At 67.9% G+C, this 13,775-nt stretch carries 11 protein-coding genes; 2 read left to right on the top strand and 9 right to left on the bottom strand.

Translation table 11 applies throughout. From position 1 onward, the window contains the following. Positions 1-108: 108 nt before the first annotated feature. From BM393_RS04345 to minC, 9 genes are all read right to left on the bottom strand, one after another. Positions 109-849 (bottom strand): ABC transporter ATP-binding protein, encoded by a 741-nt coding sequence (locus BM393_RS04345; RefSeq protein WP_091725019.1) that lies wholly within the window; start codon positions 847-849, stop codon positions 109-111. A 32-nt stretch (positions 850-881) separates the two neighbouring features. Next, positions 882-1,673 (bottom strand): ABC transporter ATP-binding protein, encoded by a 792-nt coding sequence (locus BM393_RS04340; RefSeq protein ID WP_254783203.1) that lies wholly within the window; start codon positions 1,671-1,673, stop codon positions 882-884. Further along, positions 1,670-3,052: a branched-chain amino acid ABC transporter permease gene (locus BM393_RS04335; RefSeq protein WP_091722583.1), complete on the bottom strand. Its 1,383-nt coding sequence runs from the start codon at positions 3,050-3,052 to the stop codon at positions 1,670-1,672. The genes BM393_RS04340 and BM393_RS04335 overlap by 4 nt, the downstream gene beginning before the upstream one ends. A gap of 15 nt (positions 3,053-3,067) precedes the next feature. Then, on the bottom strand, positions 3,068-4,012 hold the full coding sequence (locus tag BM393_RS04330) for a branched-chain amino acid ABC transporter permease (protein WP_221211005.1): 945 nt from the start codon (positions 4,010-4,012) through the stop codon (positions 3,068-3,070). A gap of 216 nt (positions 4,013-4,228) precedes the next feature. Next, positions 4,229-5,488: a branched-chain amino acid ABC transporter substrate-binding protein gene (locus BM393_RS04325; protein WP_091722577.1), complete on the bottom strand. Its 1,260-nt coding sequence runs from the start codon at positions 5,486-5,488 to the stop codon at positions 4,229-4,231. A gap of 218 nt (positions 5,489-5,706) precedes the next feature. Further along, entirely contained in the window at positions 5,707-7,377 is a 1,671-nt protein-coding gene (locus BM393_RS04320) for a 3-(methylthio)propionyl-CoA ligase (RefSeq protein WP_091722574.1), read from the bottom strand. Between the two features lie 132 nt (positions 7,378-7,509). Beyond that, complete coding sequence (minE, locus tag BM393_RS04315; protein WP_091722568.1) at positions 7,510-7,773, bottom strand: cell division topological specificity factor MinE; 264 nt, start codon at positions 7,771-7,773, stop codon at positions 7,510-7,512. 18 nt (positions 7,774-7,791) lie between these two features. Beyond that, positions 7,792-8,604 carry a septum site-determining protein MinD gene (minD, locus tag BM393_RS04310; RefSeq protein ID WP_091722564.1) on the bottom strand — a complete coding sequence of 271 codons (813 nt, stop codon included), beginning with the start codon at positions 8,602-8,604 and terminating at the stop codon, positions 7,792-7,794. A 131-nt stretch (positions 8,605-8,735) separates the two neighbouring features. Beyond that, on the bottom strand, positions 8,736-9,704 hold the full coding sequence (gene minC, locus BM393_RS04305; RefSeq protein ID WP_091722561.1) for a septum site-determining protein MinC: 969 nt from the start codon (positions 9,702-9,704) through the stop codon (positions 8,736-8,738). Between the two features lie 924 nt (positions 9,705-10,628). On the opposite strand from minC, the gene BM393_RS04300 reads away from it, so the two are divergent. Then, on the top strand, positions 10,629-11,612 hold the full coding sequence (locus BM393_RS04300) for a bile acid:sodium symporter family protein (RefSeq protein ID WP_091722558.1): 984 nt from the start codon (positions 10,629-10,631) through the stop codon (positions 11,610-11,612). A 79-nt stretch (positions 11,613-11,691) separates the two neighbouring features. Continuing rightward, the gene (gene metG / locus BM393_RS04295) at positions 11,692-13,737 is read left to right on the top strand and encodes a methionine--tRNA ligase (RefSeq protein WP_091722555.1); all 2,046 of its coding nucleotides are present in this window, start codon (positions 11,692-11,694) and stop codon (positions 13,735-13,737) included. Positions 13,738-13,775 lie beyond the last annotated feature (38 nt).

Below are 13,775 nucleotides of genomic sequence, written 5' to 3'. Positions count from 1 at the left end.
CACCAGGAGCGGGCATTTTTCACCGGATCGCGGGCCGCGTCGCCCGCCGGTGACTGGCTCGTCACGCCGTCGACATGGTGTCGTGACGGATGTAACCGGCGGCCGGCCTCAGACCTCCAGCCACTCCTTGCGGACGTAGGCGTTGGCGCGCAGGTCGGCGGGCGTGCCCTCGAAGACGATGCGGCCGTGGCCCATCACGTAGCAGCGCTCGGAGATCTCCAGCGCGATGGCCAGCTTCTGCTCGACCAGCAGCACCGAGACGCCGCGCCGCTTGAGCTCCTTCAGGTACTCGGCCACCAGCTCGACGATCTTGGGCGCCAGGCCCTCGGTCGGCTCGTCGATCATGATCAGGTCGGGGTCGCCCATCAGCGTGCGGCACAGCGTCAGCATCTGCTGCTCGCCGCCGGACAGCACACCGGCCTCGGTGTGCTGGCGCTCCTTCAGGCGCGGGAACATCGCGTACATGTCGTCGAAGCTCCAGCGCGGCGCGGCCCCCTTGCGCCGGCCCTTCTCGCCGAGCATCAGGTTCTGGTGCACGGTGAGCTTGGGAAAGATGTCGCGGTTCTCCGGCACGTAGCCGATGCCGCGATGCGCGATCTCGTAGGCCTTGCGGCCGAGCAGCTCCTGGCCGCCCCAGGCGATCGCGCCGGTGCCGTCGACCTGGCCCATGATGGTCTTGACCGTCGTCGAGCGCCCGGAGCCGTTGCGCCCCAGCAGGCTGACGATCTCGCCGGGACGCACCTCCATCGTCACGCCGTGCAGCACATGGCTCTTGCCGTAGAAGGCATGGACGTTGTCCAGCCGCAGCGCGCGCGTGCCGGCGGCCGGCGTGGCGCCCGCGGCGCGCATCGCGCCGACGTTGGTGTCATGGAGGGCGGCGCTCATGCATGGGCTCCCGCGGCCTGCGATTCGGCCAGCACCGACCCCAGGTAGGCCTCCTGGACACGCGTGTTGGCGCGCACCGCGTCGGGCGTGTCGAAGGCGATCACCTCGCCGTAGACCAGCACCGCGATCTTGTCGGCCAGGCCGAAGACCACGCCCATGTCGTGCTCCACCGTCAGCAGCGTGCGGCCCTCGGTGACCTGGCGGATCAGCTGGATGAAGCGCCGGGTCTCGCTCTTGCTCATGCCGGCGGTGGGCTCGTCCAGCAGGATCACCTGCGCGCCGCCGGCGATGGTGATGCCGATCTCCAGCGCGCGCGCCTCGGCATAGGTCACGTTGATCGCGGGCACGTCGCGCTTCTTGTCCAGGTGCAGCATCTCCAGCAGTTCCTCGACGCGGTCGTTGACGTCGTCCATGCCGGCCAGGAACTTCCAGAACGCGTACTTGTGGCCCATCGACCAGAGCAGCGCGCAGCGGATGTTCTCGAACACCGACAGCCGCGTGAACAGGTTGGACACCTGGAAGCTGCGCGACAGCCCGCGGCGGTTGATCTTGTAGGGCGGCAGCTGGTCGATGCGCTCGCCGAAGAGCCGGATCTCGCCGCTGGTGGGCGCGAAGCGGCCGCTGATGAGGTTGAACAGCGTGGACTTGCCCGCGCCGTTGGGGCCGATGATCGCGACCCGCTCGCCGGGTTTCACCGCGAGCTCCGCGCCGCGGATGATCTCGCTCTTGCCGAAACTCTTGCGCACGGCCCGGAGCTCCAGCGCGTAGGGGATGTTGGCGGTGCTCACAGGCTTTCCCTCCGCTTGATCTCTTTCTCGATCTCCTCCTGCGCCCGGTCCCACTCGGCGCGGAACTGGCGGCGCAGCAGCTCGAAGAGCCCCAGCCCGGTCAGCAGCACGAAGCCGGCGCCGAACCAGGACTCGACGCTCTTGGCATCGAGCGCCAGGCCCAGGTACTTCATCTGCGGGCCGAGCGCCTCGTTGAGCTGCAGGTGGTAGAGCATCTCCACCATCGCCGAGCCGCCCAGCAGCATCGTCGCCGCGGCGCCGGCCAGGCCCAGGTAGGACGGCCACAGCGCGCGCAGCTTGCCGAAGGCGGCCAGGCGCAGGTTCATCATGATCAGCGAGGCGATGCCGCCCGGCGCGTACATCACCATGAACAGGAACACCAGGCCGAGGTACAGCAGCCAGGCCTTGGTCAGCTCCGACAGCAGCACCAGCGCCACCACCATCAGTACCGCGCCGATGATGGGCCCGAAGAAGAAGGTCGCCCCGCCCAGGAAGGTGAACAGCAGGTAGGCACCCGAGCGCGCGGCGCCGACGACCTCGGCGGTGACGATCTCGAAGTTCAGCGCCGACAGCCCGCCCGACACGCCGGCGAAGAAACCCGCGATCAGGAAGGCCAGGAAGCGCACCCACTGCGTGTCGTAGCCGATGAACTCGACGCGCTCGGGGTTGTCGCGCACCGCGTTGAGCATGCGGCCCAGCGGCGTGCGGGTGAGCGCGTACAGCAGCGCGGTGCAGACGAAGGCGTAGACCGCGATCAGGTAGTACACCTGGATCTGCGGCCCGAAGCTGATGCCCCAGACCGCCTTGCCCACGACGCGGTTGGAAGAGACGCCGCCCTCGCCGCCGAAGAATTCCGGCAGCATCAGCGACATCGACCAGATCAGCTCGCCCAGGCCCAGCGTGATCATCGCGAAGGGCGTGCCCGACTTCTTCGTCGACACGTAGCCGAACAGCGCCGCGAAGAAGAGTCCCGCCAGGCCGCCGACCAGCGGCACCAGGCTGACCGGCAGCGCGAGCTGGCCCGCGCCGACGACGTTGAGCGTGTGGATCGCCAGGTAGGCGCCCAGCCCGCTGTAGACCGCGTGGCCGAAGCTGAGCATGCCGCCCTGCCCCAGCAGCAGGTTGTAGGACAGGCACGCGATGATCGCGATGCCCATCTGCGACAACATGGTCTGCGCCAGGCTGCTGGTCCACAGCAGCGGCGCCACCAGCAGTGCCAGCGCGTAGGCGCCCCAGATCAGCCAGCGGCCGACGTTGTGCGGCTTGAAGTGGTAGGTCTCGCCGCGCCGGGCGCGCGGCGGGCGGCCCTGGGCGCGGGCGTCGCCCGGGGCGGCGCCGGACGGCACGGCGGGCGAGGCGGAGGAGGAGGAAGAAGGCATGACGGCGGACATCGATCAGCCCTCCCGGGTGCCGAGCAGGCCCTTGGGCCGGAAGATGAGGATCAGGACCATCAGCAGGTAGGGCAGGATGGGCGCGACCTGGGCCAGCGTGAGCTTGAGCAGCGGGTAGCCGAAGGTGTCGGGGCCGAGCTGGAAGGCCTGGGCGAGCGACACGTCGACGGTCAGCGGCAGCGTCTGCAGCAGCCCGATGACGAGGGACGCGACGAAGGCGCCGGCCAGCGAGCCGATGCCGCCGACCACGACCACCACGAAGATGATGGAGCCGACGATCACCGCCATCGCGGGTTCGGTGACGAAGGTGATGCCGCCGATCACGCCGGCCAGCGCGGCCAGCGCGCAGCCGCTGCCGAACACCAGCATGAACACGCGCGGCACGTTGTGGCCCAGGGCCTCGACCATCTCCGGATGGGTGAGCGCCGCCTGGATGACCAGCCCGATGCGGGTGCGGGTCAGCAGCAGCCACAGCGACAGCAGCATGAACAGCGCCACCACCATCATGAAGGCGCGGGTGAGCGGGAACTTGGAGCAGCTGGCGGCGGCGCACAGCGCGGCCGGCGCGTCGCCCCAGGCGAGTTCCAGGGCCTGGCCCGGGGCATGGATCAGGGTGAAGGCGGCGCCCTGCAGCGAGGGCGGCGGCGAGAACGGCACGGCGGTGCGGCCCCAGATCAGCTGCACCACCTCGAGCACGACGTAGGACAGGCCGAAGGTGATCAGCAGTTCGGGGACGTGGCCGAATTTGTGGACGCGCCGCAGCGCGCCGCGTTCGAACAGGGCGCCGCAGCCGCCGACCAGCAGCGGCGCGATCAGCAGCGCGGGCCAGAAGCCGATCCACCCGGCGATCGAGTACGCGAAGTAGGCGCCCAGCATGTAGAAGCTGGCATGCGCGAAGTTGAGCACGCCCATCATGCTGAAGATCAGCGTCAGGCCGGAGCTCAGCATGAACAGCAGCAGTCCGGAGGACAGGCCGTTGAGGAGGTTGATCAGGATCTGTTCCACGTCGTTGTGCTCAGGACTTCGATGCGTTGGCCGCGCTGATGACGGAGGGCGCGGTAGCTGCGCGGACCGATCCCGGGCCGGCAGTGCTCGCCGTACGTTCACGTACGGCTGCGCGCTTCAGCCCGGTCTCGGCCCGCTCGCGACGGGCGGCGGAGCGCCTTACGACGGACGCTTCATCTGGCAGCTTGTAGGCGTGCTGCTGACGAAGGGGTCGAAGGTCTTGACCGGGGCGAAGTTGTAGCCGGTGTTCTCGACGCTGTAGGAGCGCTTGGCGTCAGCCTTCTGCCAGACGGTCAGGAACAGGGTCTGCTGCAGCTGGTGGTCGGTCTTGCGCATCTCCACGTCGCCGTTGAAGGACTTGAACTTCAGCCCTTCCAGCGCCGCCGCGACCTTCACCGGATCGGTGCTCTTGGCCTTGGCCATCGCCGTGCTCAACGCGGTGTAGATGTGGATGACGCTGCCGGTGTAGAAGTCGTCGTTGAACTTGGCCTTGTACTCGTTGGCCCACTTCTCCGGCTCGCCGCCCAGGCTGTTGTGGTTGTACGAGATCTGGAACACGCGCCCCGCGCCCGCCGCGCCCATCGCCGTGGGCGTGCCGGTCACGCCGGCGTAGTAGGTGTAGAACTTGCCGGTGTAGCCGGCCTCGTTGGCGGCCTTGACCAGCAGCGCCAGGTCCGAGCCCCAGTTGCCGGTGATCACCGAATCCGCGCCGCTGGCCTTGATCTTGGCGACATAGGGCGCGAAGTCGCGCACCTGGGCCAGCGGGTGCAGGTCCTCGCCGACGATCTGCACGTCCGGGCGCTTCTTGGCCAGCCCTTCCTTCGCGTACTTGGCGACCTGATGGCCGTGCGCGTAGTTCTGGTTGAGCAGGTAGACCTTCTTGATGTCGGGCTGGTCCTTCATGAAGGTGGTCAGCGCCTCCATCTTCATCGAGGTGTCGGCGTCGAAGCGGAAGTGCCAGTAGCTGCACTTGCTGTTGGTGAGGTCCGGGTCCACCGCCGAGTGGTTGAGGTAGACGACCTCCTTGCCGGGATTGCGCTCGTTGTGCTTGTTGACCGCGTCGATGATCGCCAGCGCCGCGCCCGAGCCGTTGCCCTGCGTCACGTAGCGCACGCCCTGGTCGATCGCGGACTTCAGCGCGTTGAGCGACTCGGCGGGGCTGAGCTTGTTGTCGATCGGGATGATCTCGAACTTCACGCCGGCGGGGTTGTTGGCGTTGAACTTCTCGGCGAAGAACTGGAAGGACTTCACCTGGTTCTGGCCCACCGGCGCCATCAGGCCGGACAGCGGGTCGATCCAGGCGATCTTCACCGTCTCGCCCTTCTGCGCGTAGGCGCCGGCGGCGGCCGTCAGGGCGAATGCGGCGAGGGCCAGGGGCCGTGCCAGCGAGGAAATCGGACGCGTGCTGTGCTTGCTCATGCTTGTCTCCTGATGTGGTTGTGATGCAAGGCGATCGGAAGCAACGGGGTACGGCGTGGTACGGCCTGGTACAGCGGGAAGCGGCGGACTGCTGGGAACTGCGGTGAAGGGAAACCGGGGCGGCGGAACTCCTGCGTCAGCGGATCGATGCGCGGTGGGGCCTGGGAAGCGCGGGCCCTCGGGATGGGATCGCCAGGCGGCGGACCGTCGCGGCGGCCTCAGCCGCCCGGCAGCTTGTGGCCCTTGAACTGCTCGCGCAACTTGAGCTTGAGCATCTTGCCGGTGGCCGTGTGCGGGATCTCGTCGACGAAGACGACGTCGTCAGGCACCTGCCACTTGGCGATCCGGCCCTCGTAGAAGCCCAGCACCGACTCACGCGTCAGCGCCGCGCCGGCGTCGCCGGGTTTGCGCACCACCACCAGCAGCGGTCGCTCGTCCCACTTGGGATGCGGCACGGCGATGACGGCGGCCTCGTGGATCGCCGGATGCGCCATCGCGATGTTCTCGACGTCGATCGAGCTGATCCATTCGCCGCCGGACTTGATCACGTCCTTGCTGCGGTCGGTGATCTGCATGAAGCCGTCGGCATCGATGGCGGCGACGTCGCCGGTCGGGAACCACAGGCCGGCGTCGCGGCCGTCCTCGCCGGTGACGCGGAGCAGCGGCGAGTCCGCGTGGCCGAAGTAGCTGTCGATGACCCAGGGCCCGCGCACGACCAGGTTGCCCGAGGTCTTGCCGTCCCAGGGCAAGGCCTTGCCGGCGTCGTCGACGACCGCCATGTCCACGCCGTAGATCGCCTTGCCCTGCTTCTCCAGCAGGTGGCGCTGCTGCTCCTGGGGCAGCTTCAACTGCTGGCTGCCGAGCCGCGACAGCGTGCCCAGCGGCGACATCTCGGTCATGCCCCAGGCGTGGATCACCTCCACGCCGTAGTCGTCCATCAGCGTGCGCAGCATCGCGGGCGGGCAGGCCGAGCCGCCGATCACGGTGCGCTTGAAGCTCGAGAACTTCAGCCCGTTCGCGCCGACGTAGTTGAGCAGCCCCAGCCACACCGTCGGCACGCCGGCGCTGAAGCTCACCTGCTCGGACTCGAAGAGCTCGTAGAGCGACTTGCCGTCCAGGTGCGGCCCGGGCAGCACCAGCTTGCAGCCCACCAGCGCGGTGCTGTAGGGCAGGCCCCAGGCGTTGACGTGGAACATGGGCACCACCGGCAGGATCACGTCGCGGCGCGAGCAGGCCATCGCGTCGGGCAGCGCCGCGCCGTAGGCATGCAGCACCGAGCTGCGGTGGCTGTAGACGGCGCCCTTGGGATGGCCGGTCGTGCCGCTCGTGTAGCAGATGCTGGACGCGGTGTTCTCGTCGAACTCGGGCCAGACGTAGCGGCCGTCCTCGGCCTCGACCAGGTCCTCGTAGCAGCGCAGGTTGGGGATGGACGACTCCACCGGCATGTGGGCGCGGTCCGTCATCAGGATGAAGTGGCGGACCTGGCCGAGCTGCGGCGCGAGCTTCTCGACCAGCGGCAGGAAGCTCAGGTCGAAGCACAGCGCGCGGTCGGCGGCGTCGTTGGCGATCCAGGCGATCTGCTCGGGGAACAGGCGCGGATTGATGGTGTGGCAGACCAGGCCCGAGCCGGAGGTGCCGTAGTAGAGCTCGAGGTGGCGGTGGCCGTTCCAGGCCAGCGTGCCGACGCGGTCGCCGGGCGCCAGGCCCAGCCGCGCGAAGGCCTGCGCGAGCTGGCGGGCCCGGAACTCGACCGCCGCCCAGGTGGTGCGGTGCAGGTCGCCCTCGACCCGCTTGCTGACGATCTCGGTATCCCCGGAATGCCGCGCCGCGTGCTGGATCACCGACGAGATCAGCAGCGGCATCGACATCATCTGGCCCATCAGTGCCATGTCGTCTCCTGGATATTGTTGTCGGCTGTCCAGGTCAGTCTATCGACGGCTCCGGGCGCCTCGCGTCACCCTAGTGACGCGAGGCGGATTCCGGCATAGGGGATTACACGGGCGCTGCCGCGGGAACCCCGATCAGGCCTTGCGGATCTCCGGCAGCTCGATCTTGACCTCGAGCACCTCGAGGTCGTCCTGCCGCTCCATGTGGACCTTGATGTCGTCCGGGTTGATGGAGACGTACTTCGAGATCACCGCCAGCAGCTCGCGCTGCAGCTGCGGCAGGTAGTCGGGGCTCGCGCCGCGACCATTGCGTTCATGGGCGAGGATCAGCTGCAGGCGCTCCTTGGCGACGCTGGCGGTGCTTTTCTTCTCGCCCAGGAAGAAGGACATGAATCCCATGGTTTCTCCCGGTGGATGTCAGCGGCTGAACAGGCGCTTGAAGAAGCCCGGCTTGACGGCCTCGACGAAGCGCATCGGCTTGTCCTCGCCGAGGAAGCGCGCGATGACGTCCGAGTAGGCCTCGGCCACATCGGTGCCCTTCATGTGGATCGCCGGCAGGCCCTGGTTGGACGCCTGCAGCACGACCTCGCTCTCCGGGATCACGCCGATCAGCGGCGTGCGCAGGATCTCGTGGATGTCCTCCAGCGACAGCATCTGCCCGCCCTCGACCCGGTTGGGGTTGTAGCGGGTGATCAACAGGTGTTCCTTGACGGGCTCCTTGCCCTCGATCGCGCGCTTGGTCTTGCTGTTGAGCATGCCCAGGATGCGATCGCTGTCGCGCACCGAGGAGACCTCGGGGTTGGTCACCACCAGCGCCTCGTCGGCGTAGTGCATGGCCATCAGCGCGCCGGTCTCGATGCCGGCCGGCGAGTCGCAGACGATGTAGTCGAACTCCATCGCCTTGAGCTCCTCCAGCACGCGCTCGACACCCTCCTGCTTGAGCGCGTCCTTGTCGCGCGTCTGCGAGGCCGCGAGGATGAACAGCTTGTCCAGCTGCTTGTCCTTGATCAGCGCTTGGCCGAGCTTGACCTCCTCGTTGATCACGTTGATCAGGTCGTAGACCACGCGGCGCTCGCAACCCATGATCAGGTCGAGGTTGCGCAGGCCGACATCGAAGTCGATCACCGCGGTCTTGTAGCCGCGCATCGCGAGGCCGGTGGCGAAGCTGGCGCTGGTCGTGGTCTTGCCCACGCCGCCCTTGCCGGAGGTCACCACAACGATCTTGGTCATGGGTCGAGGTCCTTTCAATGTGTCGGTCGCTGTCGTCGCAGCTCAAGCGTCATCGGTGCGGCGGTCGCGGGGACCGCCGCCCATGTCGGGGGAAATCAAGGGGGCCGCAAGCGGCTGGCGCCCGGGATGGTTCATGCGCCCAGCGGCTCCATCAGGAGCTTCTCGCCGTCGAGCCGGACCTGCGCCGCCTTGCCGCGCACGTTGTCGGGCAGCGGGTTCTCGCTGGTGCGGTAGATGCCGGCGATGGCGATCAGCTCGGCCTCGAGCTGCTGCGCGAAGATCCGTGCCTGCGCGTTGCCGCGCGCGCCCGCGATGGCCTTGCCGCGCAGCGGCGCGTAGACGTGGATGCTGCCGTCGGCGATGACCTCGGCGCCGTGGTTTACCGCCGCCAGCACGACCAGGTCGGCGCCCTTGGCGTAGACCTGCTGACCCGAGCGCAGCGGCTTGTCGACGTAGACGGTGGGCGCGGCCTGCGCGGGCACCGCCACCTCGACCTGGCGCTCGACCACCACTTCCTTGACGACCTGCTGCACGACCTTCTGGACCCGCGGCTCGCGCTCGGCGCGCACCGGCTCGTCGGGCGCCTCGGCCAGGCCCAGCCCAGCCGCCTGCGCCAGTTCCGCCGCGTTGGCGCCGACCACGCCGACCGGCTGCAGCCGATGGCGGCGCAGCAGCGGCAGCAGCGCGGCGAGGTCCACGCGCGCAACCGGGGTGGTCGACGGGGTGGTCGACGGGGCGTCGGCGGGCGACTCGGTCGGGGCGTCGTCCAGGCTCAACTGGCCTTGGGCCTCGCTCGCGGCAGTGCTGGCCTCCTCGGCGCCGACCACGGCGTCGGCCACGCTGTCAGCCACGGGCGCGGATCGGGTCTCGGCCGCGTCGATCGCCGGCAGCTGGCTCAGGTCCAGCAGCAAGGGGTCGTGATGGAAGGCGTCGGGCGTTTCGCCCAGCTTCGCGGTCAGCTCCTGGTCGAGCGCGGCCGGATCGGCCGTCTTCAGGACGAGGGCGAGCAGGCTCAGCGAGGCGCTCTTCAGTTCAAAAAGTTCCGGAGTCTTGCCGGCGGCCGACCGCCCCGACAGATTGCCCGCCACTGCCTGCGTCATGAAAAATTTGGGGGATGCGTTTGCAAAGTCGCGGATTTTAGCGGTGCGCCGAGGCCCTCCTTTTAGGGGCCTGCCCAGGCTGCATCGGCCCGCGAGCCGTCATGCGGGCTCCGACCGCTGTCATCCGGCGCCGCGCGCGCTGTCACATCGGGCCGACGCTGCCTCGATTTCGAGCAGACCACTGGAACACCACGTGTGACAAGCACTTGCAAGCGCCGTCGCCAGGAGACACACATGCTTGTCCACAGGAGGCGGGGATAGATCCCTCCTCCGGCGGAGGCCGACGGCGACTGGCGGGTCGCTTCTTCCAGCGTCACCGACGTGTTGTCAACCCAAAAATCGTGGATGCGGGGCTTGACTTATCCCCATTGAGGCGCTCTCGCGATTCGTCGAACCGTCCTGCTGCGGCGCAGCAGACACGACCGGCCAGCCGCGGCTAAGCCATTGATTCATATGACGCGTTTTCGCCTGCCCAGAAAAGAGGCACGGAACCTCAGGCGACCGTCGATCAAGGGTTTAGAGCGCTCGCGGAGGGGTTTCCCACAAAGTTATCCACAGCGCCGGTGGATAGTTTCCAGGGGTCTTTCAAATCAACGCCTTAGCGGGAGTCCTTGAACCGGCGGACGAGGTCCGACATCCCACCGGCGAGGGATCCGCGGGGCGGACCGGACCGCAAATGGGCGTGGCGCCGTTACAAGTCCATCGGTCCAGTTCGCGCCGCCGCCCGATCGTGTCGTGCGATTGCCGTCATGAACGCACCGGCTTGCGTCACGAATCCGACATCCGGGGCGCCCAGCGTTCGGGCGGGCGGAGAAATCGGCCACCGAGCCAGCCTGAAGACAGGTGGGCAAGCTGCGGTCCCGCTAGAGTCCCTGTTTTCCCCATCGGGGACGACAGGCCGGCCGCGCCGGTGAAAGGTTGGGAATGGGCATCCGGTCCTGGGTCCGAAAGGAATGGTTCCTGCTGGCGCTGGTCGGCGCGGTGGCGCTCGCCAGCGCCTGGCCGGAACTGGGCCGCAGCGGCGGCTGGTTGCGGCTGGAGGTCGTCAGCAACTGGGGCGTGGCGCTGGTGTTCTTCCTGACCGGCCTCGGACTGTCCAGCGCCGCGCTGCGCGACGGCGCGCTCAAGTGGCGCGTCCATGTGCTGGTGCAACTGAGCACCTACGCGCTCTTCCCGCTGCTGTGGTGGGGCTTCACCGCCCTGTTCGGCCGCTGGCTGCCGCCCGACCTGGCGCTGGGCTTCGCCTACCTGTGCGCGCTGCCGTCGACGATCTCGTCCTCGGTCGCGATGACGGTGCTGGCCAAGGGCAACGTGCCGGCCGCGATCTTCAACGCCAGCGTCTCCAGCCTGCTGGGCATCGTGCTCACGCCGCTGCTGGTGGCGGTGATGGCGGGCACCAGCGGCGCGACGCTGCCCTTCGGCGAGGCGGTCTGGAAGCTCACCCAGCTGCTGCTGCTCCCGCTGGTGGCCGGCCAGTTGCTGCGGCCGCTGCTGCTGGGCTTCCACACGCGCCACAAGTCCCGCATCTCGCTGGTCGACCGCTGGGTGATCATCCTGCTGGTGCTGTCGGCCTTCAGCGACTCGGTCGCGTCGGGCCTGTGGCGCGACCACGGCGCGGAGCTGCTGGTCAAGGCGGCGCTCGGCGCCGCGCTCTTCCTCGGCGCGGTGATCGTGCTGAGCCGCCTGGCGGCGCGCGCGATGGGGCTGCCGGTGGAGGACGAGATCGCCGCGGTCTTCTGCGGTTCCAAGAAGACGCTGGCCTCGGGCGTGCCGATGGCCAAGCTGCTGTTCGGCGCGCATCCGGCGGTGGGCGTGATCGTCCTGCCGATCATGTTCTATCACCAGCTGCAGCTGATCTTGTGCTCATGGCTCGCCCAGCGTTACGCGGCCCGCGCTTCCGACGCCTAAAATCGCCGGTTCCCCCGGACGCCGCCGATTGGGCATTTCGCCCGACTGCGCCCGGCGGGACCACCGCCCCCATCGCGCCATGACACGCAAGCTCTTCGTCACCACCGCCCTTCCCTACGCCAATGCGAACTTCCACATTGGCCACATCATGGAATACACCCAGGCCGACATCTGGGTGCGCTTCCAGCGGATGCAGGGCAGCGAGGTGCACTTCGTCTGCGCCGACGACGCGCACGGCGCGCCGATCATGATCGCAGCGGAAAAGGCGGGCAAGAGCCCGCAGCAGTTCGTGGCCGACATCGCCTCGGGCCGCCAGAAGTACCTGGACGGCTTCCACATCAGCTTCGACAACTGGCACTCGACCGACGGCGCCGAGAACCACGAGCTGTCCAAGGAGATCTACAAGGCGCTGCGCGCCAACGAGCTGATCTCGGTGAAGACGATCGAGCAGTTCTTCGATCCGCAGAAGTCGATGTTCCTGCCCGACCGCTTCATCAAGGGCGAGTGCCCGAAGTGCGGCGCCAAGGACCAGTACGGCGACTCCTGCGAGGTCTGCGGCGCGGTCTACACGCCGACCGAGCTGAAGAACCCGTTCTCGGTGCTGACCGGCGCGACGCCGGTGATGAAGAGCTCGGAGCACTACTTCTTCAAGCTGTCCGACCCGCGCTGCGTCGAGTTCCTCGAGCAGTGGACGCAGGCGCCGGGCCGGCTGCAGCCGGAAGTGCTCAACAAGATCAAGGAATGGTTCGCCAAGGACGAGGACGGCAACGGCGGCCTGGGCGACTGGGACATCAGCCGCGACGCGCCCTACTTCGGCATCGAGATCCCCGACGCGCCGGGCAAGTACTTCTACGTCTGGCTGGATGCGCCGATCGGCTACCTGGCCTCGCTGAAGAACTACTTCGGCAAGACGGGCCGCGACTTCGACGCGTTCGTGAAGGACGAGTCGACGGAGCAGATCCACTTCATCGGCAAGGACATCACCTACTTCCACACGCTGTTCTGGCCGGCGATGCTGCATTTCAGCGGCCGCAAGACGCCCAACCATGTGTACGTGCATGGCTTCCTGACCGTCAACGGCGGCGAGAAGATGTCCAAGAGCCGCGGCACCGGCCTGGATCCGCTGAAGTACCTGTCGCTGGGCATGAACCCCGAATGGCTGCGCTACTACCTGGCCGCCAAGCTCAACAGCAAGGTCGAAGACGTCGACTTCAATCCCGACGACTTCGTCGCCCGCGTCAACTCGGACCTGGTCGGCAAGTACATCAACATCGCCAGCCGCGCGGCGGGTTTCCTGTCCAAGCGCTTCGGCGGCCAGCTGTCGGCCGACGTCGGCGTCGAGGGCCTGACGCTGCTGGACGCCCTGCGCGAGCACAAGGGCACGATCGTCGAGCTCTACGAGACCCGCGAGTTCGGCAAGGCGCTGCGCGAGATCATGCTGCTGGCCGACCGCGTCAACGAGTACGTGGACCAGAACAAGCCTTGGGAGCTGGCCAAGCTCGAGGGCAAGGATCAGGTGCTGCAGGACGTCTGCACCGTCTGCATCGAGGCCTTCCGCCTGCTGTCCATCTACCTGAAGCCGGTGCTGCCGGCGCTGGTGGCCAAGGTGGAGACCTTCCTGCAGGTCGCGCCGATGAGCTTCGCCGACGCCGACCGCACGCTGGGCGGCCACCGCATCGGCGGCTACGAGCACCTGATGCAGCGCGTCGACCCGAAGCTGCTGGAGGCGCTGTTCGAGCCGCCCGCGCCGCCCCAGGTCGTGCCCGGCGGCGAGGAACTCGCGCCCGAGATCAAGATCGACGACTTCGCCAAGGTCGACTTGCGCATCGCGAAGATCGTCAAGGCCGAGCTGGTCGAGGGGTCGGACAAGCTGCTGCGCCTGACGCTGGACGCCGGCGAGGGCCGGCTGCGCAACGTCTTCAGCGGCATCCGCAGCGCCTACCAGCCGGAGCAGCTCGAAGGCAAGCTCACCGTCATGGTCGCGAACCTGGCGCCGCGCAAGATGAAGTTCGGCGTCTCCGAGGGCATGGTGCTGGCCGCCAGCCATGCCGACGAAAAGTCCCATCCCGGCATCTTCGTGCTGGAGCCCTTCCCGGGCGCCCAGCCCGGCATGCGCGTGCGTTGAGCACGGCCTGCGCCGCGACCGACCGCCTAGAATCCGCC

Origin of the sequence: Mitsuaria sp. PDC51 (assembly GCF_900113225.1) — a bacterium.
In the GTDB taxonomy this organism is placed as follows: Bacteria; Pseudomonadota; Gammaproteobacteria; order Burkholderiales; family Burkholderiaceae_C; genus Roseateles.
Note: the sequence above shows the minus strand (reverse complement) of the source record. Positions and strands in the feature narration are given on the sequence as shown.